The sequence below is a fragment of the Erythrobacter sp. S259 genome (assembly GCF_057364965.1).
The window spans coordinates 633,619-647,932 of the sequence record NZ_CP200286.1; the positions used below are offsets into that span (position 1 = coordinate 633,619).

Here is a 14,314-nt window from a genome sequence, read left to right on the forward strand (position 1 = left end):
CACGACTTATGGCTTAAAGCTGGGGCGAACGAAGCGTTACGGTCAGCCCCTGATGTTTGTCCTCGATTGCGGCAAGGGGACAATCGCCCGTCCGGCATTTTGCACTGTTCTCGCAACTTATCCGAACCGCATCGGCGCGTGCCCGGGCAAGGATGTTGGGAGAGATATCCGGATCAGCGCACACCGCATCAGCCTCGCCCAGCAGCCGGGCCTGCCTCAAGGTGAGGTCTTCGGGGTCATTGCTGATGAGAGTGAAAGTGACCTTTTGCGCAGCTGCCGCCTTAGCATCGCCCTCCAGCCATGTGCCGACGTTCCTCGCCGAGGCATCGTCCAATGGATCAAGAGCTCCGCCTTGACCCAGCGCATCATCCAGCGCGCGCCGCCTCATGGAGGCATCTGGAAATGCCTTTCGCAAAGAAGGCCGCGCTGCATAGAGCGCTTTGGCGAGATCCCCGAGGCTTTGCGGCAAAAGCCGCTCCAATCTCAGGCGCACATGTTTGGCGAGCCCCGCCGATGCGCCGCCGGTGCCAACCGCCACAAGAACAGGGTTGCGGTCAAGAATGCTGGGCGTTGTAAAATCACAAAGCTCCGGGCGGTCAACCACATTCACGATCATCCCTGCACAGCGCAGATTGATCGCGGCCACCTCGCACGCCTTCGCGTCTTCAAAAGCGACAAACGCGATCCGCACACCTTCATCAATAGCGCGCTGCTGGTCTTCTTCGATGATCCCGCCAGCGCGCTCGACCAATCGCCGCTTGGGCTCTGCCGCCGCTCCGTCTCCCAGAACAAGCACGCGCTGCCCCTCAATGTTGTGAAACAGGGGGAGGCTTTGAAGCTCGCTCATATCAGGGGTTCACGCGAGCCAATCTGGGACGCGCTCTGCGTCCATGATTGAGCCTGCATCAATGCGGTCGGCGACAACGGCAAACTTGTCCCCGTCCACCAATACCTCAGCGACGAACCCGCGCGAATTGTAGGAGGAGGCCATGGTCGCGCCGTATGCGCCAGCTGTCCGGAACACCGCTAGATCGCCTGCTTCAAGCTTGTCGCACAGCCGCCCCATCGCGAAAGTGTCGCCAGTCTCACAAATGGGGCCGACGATGTTGGCGGTCATATCCGTGCCGGCCGGCTCCACTGCGGTGAAATCGTGATAGGCGCCGTAAAGGGCTGGGCGGGCAAGGTCATTCATCGCCGCATCGACAATGACAAACGGGTCTTTGATCCCGCGTTTCACCCGAATGACGCGGGTTAAAAGCACGCCCGCATTTCCCGCAATAACGCGGCCCGGTTCAAAGATGAGCTTCACGCCCCAATCCTTGGTCAATCGGGCGACCATTGCGCCATATTCGGCCGGGCTGGGTAACACCTCGCCCTGTTTGTAAGGCACGCCAAGTCCGCCGCCCAGATCGACATGGGTGATCGTATGGCCTGCCCCGCGCAGGGATTTGATGAGTTCGCCAAGCTTCGCAAATGCGTTTTCCAGCGGGGTCAGATCTCCCAGCTGGCTGCCGATATGCACCGCCACCCCTCGAAGCTCTACGCCTTGTTCGCCTGCAAGCTTGCCAAATATCTGGCCCGCCTCGCTGATCGGTACGCCGAATTTATTGTCGGCCTTGCCCGTTGAAATCTTGTCATGCGTGCCCGCATCCACGTCCGGGTTGATCCGAAGCGTGCAGCGCGCCTCCATCCCAAGTTCGCGTGCCACCTCGGCAAGCTCAAGGCCTTCTTCTTCGCTCTCGATGTTGAATTGGCCAATACCCGCCTCAAGTCCGGCCATGAGCTCAGCGCGCGTCTTGCCTACGCCGGAAAACACAATGTCCTCAGGAGCAATCCCTGCCGCCAAGGCCCGGCGCATTTCGCCCACCGACACCACATCTGCGCCGTATCCCTGACGCTGCAACACTTTGAGCACTGCCAAATTCGGATTGGCCTTCACCGCGAAGGCAATCAGCTTGTCGGGCACACCGCCCAATGCCTCGCGAAACACCTTTGCATGGCGCTCCAATGTGGCACGCGAATAGACATAGACGGGCGTGCCGACTTCCTCAGCAATCTGAGGCAGGGCGACGTTTTCGGCGTGCATAACGCCGTCTTGAATTGCGAAATGGTCCATGGGTCCGTCAGACTTTCAGGGGGTTGTCAGCTTCCGTCAGGGGGAAGGTCGAAAGGATCATCTTCGCGCTCTTCTGAGCGGCGACGAAGTTCTACGCTGCGCTCAGGCGCGGCTAGGGTGGGAAGCTCAAGCAATTGCTCAGCATCGGGCCGTTCGGCCTCGCCATATGGCGTGGGCGGCAAGTCATTGCCCGCAAGCGGCTCGAGCGGAGCGCGCGCACCGCAAGCGGCAAGCGCTATACACAGGCCGATTATGACGGCAGGTTTAGACAGCTTGATCATGATGCCTCCATCCCGAGCGCACCGCGCGCCCGCTTGATTTGCACACGTACCTGTTCCGGCGCGGTTCCGCCATAGCTTGATCGTGCCGCGACCGAGGCATCGACGCTAAGCGCACTGAATACGCTTTCCTCGATCCGTTCATCAATCGCTTGGAGGTCAGCCAGCGGCAGCGCGTCCAAAGAAACACCGCGCGTCTCCGCAAGCTTTACCGCCGCGCCGGTGATATGGTGCGCCTCGCGAAAAGGAATGTCAGCTTCGGTCACGAGCCAATCGGCAAGATCGGTTGCGGTCGCATAGCCAAGTTCTGCTGCCTCGCGCATGCGGCCTGCGTGGAACGTGCTGTCTGCGACCATTCCGGTCATCGCGGCGATGCAAAGGTCGAGCAAACTTGCTGCTTCAAACACGGGCGGTTTGTCGTTTTGCATATCCTTCGAATAGGCGAGCGGCAGGCCCTTCATCGCAATCATCAGCGAGGTCACACAGCCCACAATCCGTCCCGCGTGGCCGCGCACCAATTCGGCCGCATCGGGGTTCTTTTTCTGGGGCATGATCGAGCTGCCGGTGGACAGCGTGTCGGGCATGCGCACAAAGCCATAGGGCTGGCTCGCCCAGATGATCAGCTCTTCGGCGAGCCGCGAGAGGTGCAGCGAGCACTGGCTTGCCGCCATGAGGTAATCGAGCGCAAAGTCGCGGTCGGACACGGCATCAAGGCTGTTGTGGGTCGGGCCGTCAAACCCAAGCGCGCTTGCCGTCATTTCGCGGTCAATGGGAAAGCCTGTGCCGGCCAAGGCCGCGCTTCCCAAGGGGCACAATGCAAGGCGGCGGCGCGCATCGGCAAAGCGGTCGCGGTCGCGGCTGATCATCTCGTAATAGGCCATAAGGTGGTGGCCGAGTGTCACGGGCTGCGCGGTTTGAAGGTGGGTGAAGCCGGGCATGATAGATGCCGCATTTTCATCCGCGCGGGTGACAAGCGCCACTTGCAGTGCCTTGAGACCCGCATCTGCCCGGTCAATCGCATCGCGCACCCACAGCTTGAAATCGGTCGCAACCTGATCATTGCGGCTGCGGGCGGTGTGGAGGCGCCCGGCCACTGTCCCCACGATCTCGGCGAGCCGCGCCTCGGTTGTCATGTGAATGTCTTCAAGGTCCCAGTCCTCGGGCACCCCATTGGCTTCGTATTCAGCCGCCACTTTATCGAGGCCATCGGCGATGGTCGCGGCGTCTTCACCGGTCACAATGTCCTGCGCGGCGAGCATCGCGACATGGGCCTTTGACGCGGCGATATCCTGCCGCCAAAGCGCCTTGTCGAAGGGAATAGAAGCATTGATTTCGCGCATAATCGCGCTAGGTCCATCAGCGAAACGCCCGCCCCACATCGCGTTTGATTGGGAGTTATCTTTGGAGTTGCTCATGGTCCGCTCAATTGCCTGTTTAAGTCTTGCTGCACTTGCTCTTGCAGGGTGCGATAGTGGTGCGGGGACGCCTTCGCAAGAAAGCGCTGCTTCACAAGAGACAAATGGCGCTCCGCCGCCTCCACCGCAACTGCCGGGGCAGCTTGTACGCGCCTTTGCCGGGACCGAACTGCCAGAGCTGCAATTCAGCGATCCAGATGGCAAGACGCTCAACCTTGGCGAACTGGATCAGCCGGTTCTGGTGAACCTATGGGCGACGTGGTGCGTGCCGTGTGTGGTCGAAATGCCTGCGCTTGACCGGCTCGCCGCCGAGATGGAGGGCGAGGTCAAAGTGCTCACTATCAGCCAAGACAATCGCGGGGCAGATGTTGTGGTGCCCTTCTTCGCGAGCCGCGATTTTCAATATCTGGAACAGTGGCTTGATCCGCAAAACGATCTGGCCGTCCAGTTCTCGGATGGGGGATTGCTGCCAGTGACGGTCTTGTTTGATGCAGAAGGCAAGGAGCTTTTGCGTGTTGCTGGCGGATACGAATGGGACAGCGAGGAGGCTATTGCTCAAGTGCGCGAGGCGCTGGATCAGGGTGAAGCGTTGCATCAGAGGGAGTGCGGCGCTTAACTGAGGGGCACCGCTCTCTTACGGCCGCGAGTAATCTGGCCGAAATCATGCCCCGCATGATTTTGCGTTACAGATTACTGGTGGGCGATGACAGGCTCGAACTGCCGACCCTCTCGGTGTAAACGAGATGCTCTACCAACTGAGCTAATCGCCCCAACCAGTGTTCTGTAATCAGCGTTTCAGCTGATCAGAGCGCGCCCACTACGTCGCAACCGCGCTCTGGTCAAGCCTATAAAGTGGACCTGTTAACGAACCACATCCATTTCCTCGATAAGGTTCTGCGCACCGTCGATTTTCTCCATCACCCACAGCATGTAACGCGAGATCGACATGGATCGAACGCGTGGTGCGCGGGTCAAAGTCCCAGTCTGAGTTGACACTCTCAAACGTGCCATCGAACAGGAGGCCCACCAGTTCGCCCTGCGCGTTCAATGTGGCTGAGCCGCTGTTACCGCCTGTCACGTCGAGATCGGACATGAAATTGACGGGAACAGACCCGATTGAGGCCAGATCATAGCCGCCGTAATCCTTGGCAGCGATTGCGTCCAATTGGCTTTGCGGCGAATTAAAGGGCTCCTCGCCTGTGTCTTTTTGAGTGATCCCTTCAAGCGTGGTGAAGGGCATATAGGCCATGCCGTCGAAGGGTGATCCGCCCATGACATTGCCGAAAGTGATCCGCAAAGTGGAGTTCGCATCGGGGTAGGGCAGGCCGCCTTCCTCGCGCTGCCATGCGGTGATTGCTTCCATGTATTGGGGCCGCAAAGCAAGCGCGCGTCCACTGCGTTCTTCTGAGGCGTCCTCAAGGCCGCGTTCGTATTCATACAGCGCCACTGCGAGTTTGATAAAGGGGTCTTCGCTTGCCTCAAACGCGGCGGCATCGGCGTCCATCATGGCGAGACGGGTTTCACCATCATCCAGCATGGTGCCTTCGTAAAGCGGCGCGATAAGAGGCAGGATATCTCCCGCCTTTGTCTCTTCGGTGATACCCAAAGCATCGTCGAACACGGCCACTCGTTCTTCGGCTGGCTGTGCAAGATACCCGCCTAGGAACAGTTCCCACTCAGCCCTGTCAACGCTCGCATCATAGCGCCGGTCGAGAGCTTGCAGGCCTTGGCGGAAGAAGCGCATGTCGCGTTCCTGATAGCCGGGTTCGCGCTCGGCGTTGGGAAGCTCGCGTTCCTTTGAAAGACGGTAGAGGCGCTGCGCTGCGGAGAGCAGGGCGGGGCGGGTTGCGTTATTGTACCAGAAATTGGTGCGGGCCGCTGTGGCGCTTTCTTTCGACAATTCGGTGAGCGCATCAATCGCGGGCGCATAATCTGCGCGCGCTTCATCGGCTGCGATCCATTCGGCAAGGCCAGCTTCGCGCTCCTTACGGCGGTCCACAAGGCCGACGCGGCGCGCTCCGTCGATTTGGCCGCGCAGGTTCTTCTCAAAATTGTTGAGGCCCGCAAGGCGGCTTTCATACTTGACCCGCGCGTCTGAACCCTCAGGCGCTGCCTCTTCGATGGTGGTGATCCAATCGGTGAGGAGGCCCTGAAATGTGGGGTAAGTCCAGCCAAAGGTGTTTTCGACCTCAGCAAGCAGCGTGTAGCGATTGGTCGAACCCGGATAGCCAGCGACCATCACAAAATCGCCGTCGTCAAGTCCGCCATTCTCAGCGCTGGCCGCGTTCACTTTCAGGTGATGCTCCGGCGCGTAAGGCACATTGTCTTCGCTAAAGTCCGCAGCAGACCCGTCGGGCGCAACATAGGCGCGGTAAAAGGCGAAGTCGCCTGTGTGACGCGGCCACTGCCAATTGTCGATATCGCCGCCATATTTGCCGATGCTGTCAGCGGGCGCGTAAACGAGGCGCACATCGCGCACTTCGAGGCGCTTGATCAGCGTGTATTCCGCCCCGCCGTAAAAGCTTGCGACAAGGCAGCGAAAACCGGGTTCAGATTCGCACTCAGCAGTGATGTCTTTGCGGCGCTGTTCGATCGCTGCGTAGCGGTCTGTTGGTGACATTTCGAGCGTACCCTCACGCACGCTGTCTGTCACATCAGTCAGTTCGGTGGTCACATAGATGCGGCTACCGGGGGCGGCTGGGAGCTCATCGCTTTTGGTGCCCGCAAGAAAGCCGTTTTCGAGGTAGTTGTTCTCAGCCGTCGAGTTGAACTGCACCGACCCGCGCGCGCAGTGGTGGTTGGTGACAACAAGTCCTTGTGGCGACACAAAACTTGCCGAACATCCGCCGAGGGAGACCACCGCGCCCATGGGAAAACCGGTGAGGTCGGTCAGCGTATCGGGATCAAGCTCGAGCCCTGCTTCTTCGAGCTGGTCAGCAATGTCGGGCAGCTGTCCAGGGGTGAACATGCCTTCTTTGGCAGAGGCGGGAGCGGCTGCGAATGGGGCAAGCGCGCTGCCTACGAGAAGCGCTGCGGCGAAAAGTCTGGTGGCTTTCATGAAGTTTCCTCGCGTGGAAATTAAATTGCTCTCTAACGTGCTAAGCGCAAACAAGCGCGGTTGCAATCCGAGCGCGGTTGACTGTTCTCTTTGGTTAAAGTGCAGCTTTAGGCGAGAGCCTAGGAAATACGATTTCGCTTAAGCGGCCCAAGGCCCTGTTACCGCGAGCGTCCGTGTGGGCGCATAGGCGTTCACGAACATTGTCTTGCCGTCAGGGGAGAAACATGCGCCCGCAGGCTCTGTCTGCATTGTCAGGCGGGCGAGTGTGTAAGGGCGTCCATCAGGCGTGATCCCGCGCAGGTGGTTGTCGACCACCTCGGTGTATTGGTCTTCGCACACCACCAGATGGCCATTCGGCGCAACGCACAGATTATCGCCGTAATTGAACTGGTCTTCGCTTTCGCTTTCGAAGAACAATTCGAACTGGTCAGGCGCGCCGCCTTTACCTGGTATAAGACGGAAAATCTGCCCCAGTTTCTTCGCCCCGCCGCTGGTGGAGCACAGATACATCTCACCGTCACCCATATGCAGGCCTTCGCCGCGCGCAATCACGGCCGCACCCGCCGCGCTTGCACGGGTGCGAAGATCATCCTTAGGCGATTCCACATCATCAAGGTCGATCCAGCGCACAGCGAAACGTGTGCCTAAAGGCATGGTGGCTGCATCCCAATTGCGGGTGTCCGCCGGGCCATTGTCGATGACCATCGCCTGCAGCTTTCCACCTTCGGACAGCTTGCCGGGAACATTGGGGATGAAGCGGTAGAAAACCGAATCGTTCTTGTCCTCGCTTTGGTAGACATAGCCCGTTTCAGGGTCCACGCATGCCGCCTCGTGGTTGAAGCGGCCCATGGCTTTCAAGGGGACCGGGTCCACAAGACCTGCGGCATCGCCGGGAACCTCAAAGGTCCAACCGTGGTTGACTGCAAGGCCGTCACCATAACGCTGACCGGGGCCGGTGGGCGCTTCTTCACAGGTCAGCCACGAGCCCCAAGGCGTCACCCCGCCAGAGCAATTGCGGATCGTCCCGCCCAGCGTGCGAAATTGGCGTTTGACCGCGAGCGTTTCAGCATCGAGCACGATATTGGTGGTGCCGCCGGGAACGATCTTGTCGTTCCATGTGCCGTACCCCTTGGCGATTTCGCCGCCTGCATCATCAATCGGGATCAGCTCATGATTGCGCACCAGAGCAATCTCTCCCTCCCATCTGCTCCAACGCCAATATCAAGGCATCCCATGCCGTCCGCTTTGTTAGGAACCGTGCCGCCGTCATCCATCGCATCGCCAAGGCTGGATAGCACGCGGTAGGAAAACCCTTCCGGCAGATCGAGCATGCCATTGGGGTCTTTGACCAAAGCGCCATAGCCTGAAAATCCGGAGGTCGGACCCGTGCCTGCCGAGGCGAGTGATGCGCCTCTGGTTGAACATCCACTTGCCACGAGAGCGGCAAACGCGCTGCTGGTGGCGGCAAGGAATTGGCGGCGATTGCTGTTGTTGATCAGCGTGTTTTTCATGGTGTTGTTCATCCCCGAGTTACGCGCGCTATATGAGCGCGGATGACTACATTTGCACGACAATTTGCGAGAATTTCCAGGCCGCCTACGCAGGCCGTGAATCCCACAGGCGGTAGAACACCCCGCTTTCGTCATAGCCCGTCAGTTCAAGCACCCCGCTCACGGTGATCACATTGCTCCGATCGGTATCAAACGGCGTGCTGGCCATGACCTCGATGAATTGCATGGGGGCTGCGTGAAAGTGAAACGGGCAACCGGGCGGATAGCCCAGCAACACGAAGCGCTTCTGCTGCGAGCCCACTTGCAGCGGGTCCATCCAGCCTGACACTTTTATGCGTTTGCCCTCAAGCTGGCGCTGTTCGCGGGTGAAGAGCGGGTAAGAGATAAGATAGCCGTTTTTGTCCGTGCGCGTGACTTCTTTGGCTGCCTCGAGAAGCGACCACGAAGTGCCGCCAGGCGGTGTGGCGGCCGGCTTCCAGATGTCCTTGATATCCGCGCCTTCCTTTGGATCAGGCGCGCCGGTTTGCGCGCGGGCGTCGCTAAAGACTAAGCTGCGCTTTGCAATACTCTTGCCGCTATTCTCTGGCGCGCTGGAGGTGTGGGCGTAAATTTGCACGCCAATCAGACCAACCGCCGCCAATGCAGCAAGGCGCCATGTGAGCGTTTTGAGCTTCCCCGGACTTTTCATTCTCAATGTCTCGCCAATTTTCAATGCCTTGCCAATATGCGTGCAGGATCGAGTTTATAAACGGCCAGCGCCGGGATCAAGGCAGCGAGCGCGCCGATGGCGATGACTGCCAGGATGAGCAGCGCTTCTGACGATACCGGTGCCCATGCGGTCAGGCCAAGATCCGCAAGGGTTGCAAACTGGCTTTTGGCAACCGCGATAAGAGCGTGAGCGCCAATCCAACCCGCGCCTGCGCCAATAGCAGCCGTGATCACCCCTTCCAGAATGACCGTTGCGCAGACCTGAACGGGGGAGGCTCCCATAACCCGAAGCAGCGCAAGATCACCCTCGCGGCTGCGCGCCATATTAAGAAGGGCTACAAATATGGCGAGCCCTCCTGTGAACGCGAGCATCCATGCAAAGATGCGGATGCCGTCAAGGCTAGCGCCTAGCAATTCAAGAAGCCTAGCCGTTTCAACCGCTGGAACCGCTGCTTGCAGTTCGGTTTGGCGATTGATCATGGCAGGCACCCGGATCGCGGCGGAAGCATTGCGATAGGTGACAAGAATGGCAGTGAGGTCGGGCGCGAGGCCTGATTTCGGGCCGGATTTGAGGCTCGACTTAGGGCCGGGAGCTTGCATGTTCTCGGCCTTGGGCTCGCCTGAATGATCGTGGCCTTCATGCGCCCCGCGCGCTTCCTCAAGGTGATCATGCGCGATGCCGTGAACGTCCCACACGCTTTCAACCGAGGTCAGGATCAGGCGGTCGGCGGCAGTGCCGCTTGGCGCGAGAATGCCAACGGTTTCAAACGGAGCGTGATCGTGGCCCTGAGCATCTCCGTCGCCATCCCCATCCCCGTCTGTGCTTGCAAAGCCGTGATTGCCGATGAATTCCTGACCAAGAGTAGCGCCCGTCGCCTCTGCGACAGATGACCCGATGACCACCTGCATCGCGCCGCCCGGCTTGCCCCCTTGTGCAAGCTCTAGCCCGTAAAGCTCGTAAAAGCTTTCATCCGTGCCCACGATCCGGAAACCGCGAAAATTGTCGCCAAGCGCCAGCGGAACCGCGCGCGCGATGGCGGGGTTTGTCCGCAGGCTCTGAAGGTTGGACGCCGGGATATTGCCGGTCGGCTCATCGACGTGAAAAATGCTGGATAGGATGAGCTGCAAGGGCGATCCCTTTGCGCCCACCACAAGGTCCACCCCGGCACCGTCACGCTCAAAACGCTCGCGCGCTTGCTCACCAAACTGCAAGAGCAAAACAAGCATAGCCACCGAAATCGCTAGCAAAAGCACGTTCAATGCGGCGGTGAGCGGGCGATCGCGCAAATAGGCAAAGGCGAGTGAGATCATAGCGCCACCTTGCCTTTTGAAACCTTGCCTTTTGAAAGGTGCAAAGTCCGATTGAATTGAGAAGTCAGGCGGGCATCATGGGTGGCAATCAAAAGACCCGCGCCTGCGTCCTTGGCCGCGTCAATCAGCAGCCTTGCCACTTTCTCAGTATTGGCGGCGTCCAGCGCAGAGGTCGGCTCATCCGCGATCAAGAGCTTTGGCGAGGTCACGAGCGCGCGCGCAATGGCCGCCCTTTGCGCCTCACCCTGGCTCAGTTCATGCGGGCGAGCATCAGCGCGGTGCACAATCCCCAATTGGTCAAGGATAGCCTCAACCCGCTTCGCATCTGTTGCGCCGCAGGAGAGTTTTTGCGCAAGCAGCAAGTTGCCCTTCACATTGAGAGCAGAAACCAGCCGCAGAGTTTGAAAGACAACGCCCATATGACGCCTGCGAACCGCGTCGTTCACAGCCTCGCCGCCCAAGGTGACGCTGCCCCTGTCCGCAGTTTGCAAGGCGCAGATGATGTTGAGAAGGCTCGATTTACCGCAGCCCGATGGACCAAGCAGAAGCGCGTGTTCGCCTTCCTCAAGGGTAAAGCTTGCACCGTCCAGAATTGCTCCCGCCGCCGCAACGCTTCTGGATGTGCTGGCATTTGAGCCGCCATAGGAGAGGCAGATATTGTCTACAGCCAAGCGCATGAGGCAAGAGGTACAGGCCCGGTGATGCAGGGTCAAAGGCATAGTGTGTAGCGCGCCCGCCGATGAGTGATCCCAATTGAACGCTTGGGCTGGCAATTCTTTGCGCCTTGCTTCAAGGGGAGCGCCATTGGCGATTGACGCTGCGGTTTATGGCTCATAGAGACGCATCGTCTTTCACTTGGATGATACAACATATCATGGAGCTTACAGTCAAGAGCGACCGCGCCGCTACTGCGCTTAGCGCCCTGTGCATCGTGCACTGCCTTGCCATCCCTGTGTTGGCGAGCGTGTTGCCATTTTTGACGGTGGTGGCCGAGGCGGAATGGATCCATTGGCTGTTTGCAGGGCTCGCTATCGTGATTTCAGCGAGCGTGCCTGTGCGCGATGTGACCGCACGAAATGTGCAGTTCTTGGTGCCAGCCGGGCTTGGTATTGCATTTTTGATCGGCGGCCTTTTTGCAGACACTTTGGGCACGGATGAGACGATCTTGACCGTGATCGGCGGCGTTCTGCTGGCCTTTGCTCATATCCGCCGCGTGGTGCAGGAGCGTTGAGCGAGCAATTGGGCGGGCGGGCTCCAAGGCTCCTTGTACTTGGCACTGGCGGCACGATTGCCGGAAACGCGGCGAGCGCAACCGGCGCGTCCTATGCGGCGGGCGAGGTAAGGCTAGAGGCTATGCTGGGCGATATCGCCGGGCTTGGCCTTGGGGCTGATCTCATTGCCAAACCCATCGCACAAATCGGTTCGCAGGATATGGGCTGGCCGGTGTGGAACGCGCTTTATCGTGAGATTGTCACTGCTCAAGACGACCCTGCGATTGACGGCATTCTCATCACTCATGGGACCGATACAGCCGAAGAGACCGCCTACCTGCTCGACCTGACACTTGCGGCGGAAAAGCCAGTGGTTTTGGTCGGCGCGATGCGTCCTGCTGGCGCTGTTGGGGCCGATGGGATGCGCAATTTCGCCAATGCGGTGCGGGTGGCCAGCGACCCCGATGCCGGGGGACGCGGGCCGCTGCTGGTGATGGGCGACACCGTGTTTGCCGCCAAGGATGTGCGCAAAAGCGCAACCTCGGCAATAGACGCGTTCAAAGGCTATCCAAGGGGCCCGGTTGCTCGGGTGACGCCCTCGAGCCTCGATTGGTTTGGCGGGGCGACCCGCGTGGGTGAGCCTGCGCGTTATGCTTGGCCAGACGCATTGCCCAGAGTGGCGATCTTGACTGCTGGTGCTGGAATGGATGCAAAGCCGGTTGAGGCGCTTCTCAGCATTGGGTGCAAGGGCATTGTGCTTGCCGGAATGGGGCAGGGCAATGCGCCGCGCTGTGTGCTGGATGCGCTTGGGCAGGCAATCAAAAGCGGCGTGCCCGTGGTTCGCTCAGCCCGCGTTGATGAGGGGCTGGTGGACCGCAATGTTGAGGTCGATGACGGGGCCTATGGCTTTGTTGCGGGCCGGGCGCTTGGGCCTGCAAAGGCGAGGGTTTTGCTGATGGTGCTGATTGCCAACGGCATCACCGATGCGGGCGCTATTCAGGCGGCGTTTGATCGGGGATGATCGTGCCAAACTGCCCACCCCGCTGCGACGAAGCCTCACCCCAAAACGAGTTTGGGCTTCGGCAAGTCTACTCCCCTCCCGCAAGCGGGAGGGGCAATGAAGCTTAGCGAGCCGCTAGGCGAGCTTAGCTGCAATGGGGTGGGCTTGCTAGAGCGCTACCTCAACCCCAAGGTGTGACGAGATATTTCTCACCTGTTTTCATCTGGCGATAGTCGAGGATCGCTTCTTTCGTGAGCATGCCCTCAAGGTCGACTTTCGCCTTGTAGTTCGACGCAAATGTCGTGCCGAGATTTTGCTGCACACGGGTGCGCATCCGCACAACCGTCTCCATTCCAGCCTTCGCAAGGAACGGCGTCAGGAGCCAACCGGCGACACACCATTGCAGGCCATAAGACGGAGTCAAAATGGTCGGGTTCTGGAGGTCCAGACGGCCATATTGATACATCTTCTTGTCTTGGTTCGAGCCATAGCGTGAGAATTCGCTCATCTGCGAGCTTGCAACCTGCTCCATCGCTTTGAGCACATAGTCAGTGCTTTGACCCCCGCCAATCGGATCAAAGCCGAGGAATGCACCCGTCTGTGTGATCGCGGCGCGCAATTGCTTCATGTAATCGTCGTCCGATGAGTTCACGACGTGCGCCGCGCCTTGCGATTTGAGGAGGTCAACGTGTTCCTGACGGCGCACGATGTTGACGAGTTTCATGCCGTCTTCCTGGCAGATTTTGTTGAGCATTTGGCCTAGGTTCGACGCAGCGGCCAAGTGGATGATCGCATCGTGGCCTTCCATCTTAGCGGTTTCAACAAAGCCCAGCGCGGTCATGGGGTTCACAAAGCTGGACGCGCCCGCTTCGCTCGAATGATCACCCAATGGCAGGCACATCATCGCATCGGCAATGGCGTATTGGCTGAACGCATGGCCTGGTACGCATGCGACGCGCGCGCCCATAAGGGCTTTGGCCATATCGCTGTCACCGGTGGCGACAACCGTGCCAGCACCTTCGTTACCGGCTTCGAGGCGCTGACCATGACGGCCGCGCTGACCCGAAAGGAAAGGCTCAGGCATGTCAGCGACGACTTTGCCGCTTGAGTATTCGGCGTTTTCAAAGTCAGCCGCGCTCGTCAGAATGGCAAGGTCCGATGGGTTGATTGGGGCTGCCTCCATCTTGACCAGAACCTGATTGCCCTTGGGCTCCGGGAAGGTTTCTTCGCTGACCTCCAGTGTGAGTTTGCCTTCTGCTGAAAGCGTCGTGAATAGCTGTTTGCCGGTGGTCATGAATTTCTCTCCAATATTGAATTATTCGGTTGGGGTAGCGGCGGGACGTTCTCTGGGTGACAACTCAAGCAGTGTCGCCATGACCGCCCATATCGCTAGCGTGGGTTGCAGTTTGGGAACTTTTGTCAGTGAGAACCACTCCTCAGCCAAGTCAGGCAAGAGGTAGATCGAAAGCGCGGTGACTATCACGCTGAATAAGGTGTACTCGCTAAGCGCGATGGACTGGATCATCATCACCACCAGCGCGCTGATCGCGAGCAAAGCCACGAAGTCGAAAATCGGGAGATTTTCCCCGCCGACAAGGACAAAACCAAGCACGGCGCCAAACACGATATTGAGGGCATTCAGACCAGCGCGGTAATCGCCGTCTTTCATCTTTGATGCGGTTGGTATCTTGTACCAATTCGACATT

General features: G+C 59.2%; 14 protein-coding genes, 1 tRNA gene and 1 pseudogene. 3 read left to right on the plus strand and 13 right to left on the minus strand.

From position 1 onward, the window contains the following. Window positions 1-13: 13 nt before the first annotated feature. Genes AC0V60_RS02885 through argH form a run of 4 tightly spaced genes read right to left on the minus strand, consistent with a single transcriptional unit; the run spans window position 14 to window position 3,773 of the window. Window positions 14-847: a precorrin-2 dehydrogenase/sirohydrochlorin ferrochelatase family protein gene (locus AC0V60_RS02885; RefSeq protein ID WP_486177050.1), complete on the minus strand. Its 834-nt coding sequence runs from the start codon at window positions 845-847 to the stop codon at window positions 14-16. A gap of 9 nt (window positions 848-856) precedes the next feature. Beyond that, window positions 857-2,116 carry a diaminopimelate decarboxylase gene (gene lysA / locus AC0V60_RS02890; RefSeq protein WP_486177051.1) on the minus strand — a complete coding sequence of 420 codons (1,260 nt, stop codon included), beginning with the start codon at window positions 2,114-2,116 and terminating at the stop codon, window positions 857-859. A 26-nt stretch (window positions 2,117-2,142) separates the two neighbouring features. Beyond that, window positions 2,143-2,397: a hypothetical protein gene (locus tag AC0V60_RS02895; protein WP_486177052.1), complete on the minus strand. Its 255-nt coding sequence runs from the start codon at window positions 2,395-2,397 to the stop codon at window positions 2,143-2,145. Next, complete coding sequence (gene argH / locus AC0V60_RS02900; RefSeq protein WP_486179415.1) at window positions 2,394-3,773, minus strand: argininosuccinate lyase; 1,380 nt, start codon at window positions 3,771-3,773, stop codon at window positions 2,394-2,396. Before argH ends, AC0V60_RS02895 begins: the two co-directional genes overlap by 4 nt. 34 nt (window positions 3,774-3,807) lie before the next feature. Between argH and AC0V60_RS02905 the strand changes: the two genes are divergently transcribed. Beyond that, window positions 3,808-4,425 carry a TlpA family protein disulfide reductase gene (locus tag AC0V60_RS02905; RefSeq protein WP_486177053.1) on the plus strand — a complete coding sequence of 206 codons (618 nt, stop codon included), beginning with the start codon at window positions 3,808-3,810 and terminating at the stop codon, window positions 4,423-4,425. A 78-nt stretch (window positions 4,426-4,503) separates the two neighbouring features. Here AC0V60_RS02905 and AC0V60_RS02910 read toward each other — a convergent pair. The 7 genes and pseudogenes from AC0V60_RS02910 to AC0V60_RS02940 form a co-directional block, all read right to left on the minus strand. Continuing rightward, window positions 4,504-4,579 (minus strand) — tRNA-Val (locus AC0V60_RS02910). Between the two features lie 91 nt (window positions 4,580-4,670). Continuing rightward, window positions 4,671-6,867: pseudogene (locus AC0V60_RS02915) on the minus strand (S46 family peptidase). Between the two features lie 138 nt (window positions 6,868-7,005). Beyond that, window positions 7,006-8,049 (minus strand): alkaline phosphatase PhoX, encoded by a 1,044-nt coding sequence (locus AC0V60_RS02920; protein ID WP_486177054.1) that lies wholly within the window; start codon window positions 8,047-8,049, stop codon window positions 7,006-7,008. Beyond that, on the minus strand, window positions 8,031-8,378 hold the full coding sequence (locus AC0V60_RS02925) for an alkaline phosphatase PhoX (protein ID WP_486177055.1): 348 nt from the start codon (window positions 8,376-8,378) through the stop codon (window positions 8,031-8,033). The genes AC0V60_RS02920 and AC0V60_RS02925 overlap by 19 nt, the downstream gene beginning before the upstream one ends. An 85-nt stretch (window positions 8,379-8,463) precedes the next feature. Beyond that, complete coding sequence (locus tag AC0V60_RS02930) at window positions 8,464-9,066, minus strand: DUF3299 domain-containing protein (RefSeq protein ID WP_486177056.1); 603 nt, start codon at window positions 9,064-9,066, stop codon at window positions 8,464-8,466. Window positions 9,067-9,086: 20 nt separating this feature from the next. Beyond that, entirely contained in the window at window positions 9,087-10,397 is a 1,311-nt protein-coding gene (locus AC0V60_RS02935) for an ABC transporter permease (protein ID WP_486177057.1), read from the minus strand. After that, the gene (locus AC0V60_RS02940) at window positions 10,394-11,170 is read right to left on the minus strand and encodes an ABC transporter ATP-binding protein (protein ID WP_486177058.1); all 777 of its coding nucleotides are present in this window, start codon (window positions 11,168-11,170) and stop codon (window positions 10,394-10,396) included. Before AC0V60_RS02940 ends, AC0V60_RS02935 begins: the two co-directional genes overlap by 4 nt. Before the next feature lie 101 nt (window positions 11,171-11,271). On the opposite strand from AC0V60_RS02940, the gene AC0V60_RS02945 reads away from it, so the two are divergent. Together AC0V60_RS02945 and AC0V60_RS02950 are read left to right on the plus strand one after the other, a co-directional pair. Next, window positions 11,272-11,628, plus strand: coding sequence for a MerC domain-containing protein (locus AC0V60_RS02945; RefSeq protein WP_486177059.1), 357 nt, complete (start codon window positions 11,272-11,274; stop codon window positions 11,626-11,628). Further along, window positions 11,625-12,629, plus strand: coding sequence for an asparaginase (locus AC0V60_RS02950; protein WP_486177060.1), 1,005 nt, complete (start codon window positions 11,625-11,627; stop codon window positions 12,627-12,629). The genes AC0V60_RS02945 and AC0V60_RS02950 overlap by 4 nt, the downstream gene beginning before the upstream one ends. A 160-nt stretch (window positions 12,630-12,789) precedes the next feature. On the opposite strand, the gene AC0V60_RS02955 is transcribed toward AC0V60_RS02950, so the two are convergent. Both AC0V60_RS02955 and AC0V60_RS02960 read right to left on the minus strand, forming a co-directional pair. Next, complete coding sequence (locus tag AC0V60_RS02955) at window positions 12,790-13,902, minus strand: zinc-binding dehydrogenase (RefSeq protein WP_486177061.1); 1,113 nt, start codon at window positions 13,900-13,902, stop codon at window positions 12,790-12,792. A gap of 21 nt (window positions 13,903-13,923) precedes the next feature. After that, window positions 13,924-14,313 carry a hypothetical protein gene (locus AC0V60_RS02960; RefSeq protein ID WP_486177062.1) on the minus strand — a complete coding sequence of 130 codons (390 nt, stop codon included), beginning with the start codon at window positions 14,311-14,313 and terminating at the stop codon, window positions 13,924-13,926. Between the last annotated feature and the right edge of the window lies 1 nt (window position 14,314).

Excerpts from the sequence above, each read along its gene's own strand:
- AC0V60_RS02955 (WP_486177061.1), bottom strand. The coding sequence starts at position 13,902 with ATGACCACCGGCAAACAGCTATTCACGACGCTTTCAGCAGAAGGCAAA.
- AC0V60_RS02930 (WP_486177056.1), bottom strand. The coding sequence starts at position 9,066 with ATGAAAAGTCCGGGGAAGCTCAAAACGCTCACATGGCGCCTTGCTGCA.
- AC0V60_RS02895 (WP_486177052.1), bottom strand. The coding sequence starts at position 2,397 with ATGATCAAGCTGTCTAAACCTGCCGTCATAATCGGCCTGTGTATAGCG.
- AC0V60_RS02935 (WP_486177057.1), bottom strand. The coding sequence starts at position 10,397 with ATGATCTCACTCGCCTTTGCCTATTTGCGCGATCGCCCGCTCACCGCC.
- argH (WP_486179415.1), bottom strand. The coding sequence starts at position 3,773 with ATGTGGGGCGGGCGTTTCGCTGATGGACCTAGCGCGATTATGCGCGAA.
- AC0V60_RS02945 (WP_486177059.1), top strand. The coding sequence starts at position 11,272 with ATGGAGCTTACAGTCAAGAGCGACCGCGCCGCTACTGCGCTTAGCGCC.
- AC0V60_RS02885 (WP_486177050.1), bottom strand. The coding sequence starts at position 847 with ATGAGCGAGCTTCAAAGCCTCCCCCTGTTTCACAACATTGAGGGGCAG.
- AC0V60_RS02905 (WP_486177053.1), top strand. The coding sequence starts at position 3,808 with ATGGTCCGCTCAATTGCCTGTTTAAGTCTTGCTGCACTTGCTCTTGCA.
- AC0V60_RS02960 (WP_486177062.1), bottom strand. The coding sequence starts at position 14,313 with ATGTCGAATTGGTACAAGATACCAACCGCATCAAAGATGAAAGACGGC.
- AC0V60_RS02925 (WP_486177055.1), bottom strand. The coding sequence starts at position 8,378 with ATGAAAAACACGCTGATCAACAACAGCAATCGCCGCCAATTCCTTGCC.
- lysA (WP_486177051.1), bottom strand. The coding sequence starts at position 2,116 with ATGGACCATTTCGCAATTCAAGACGGCGTTATGCACGCCGAAAACGTC.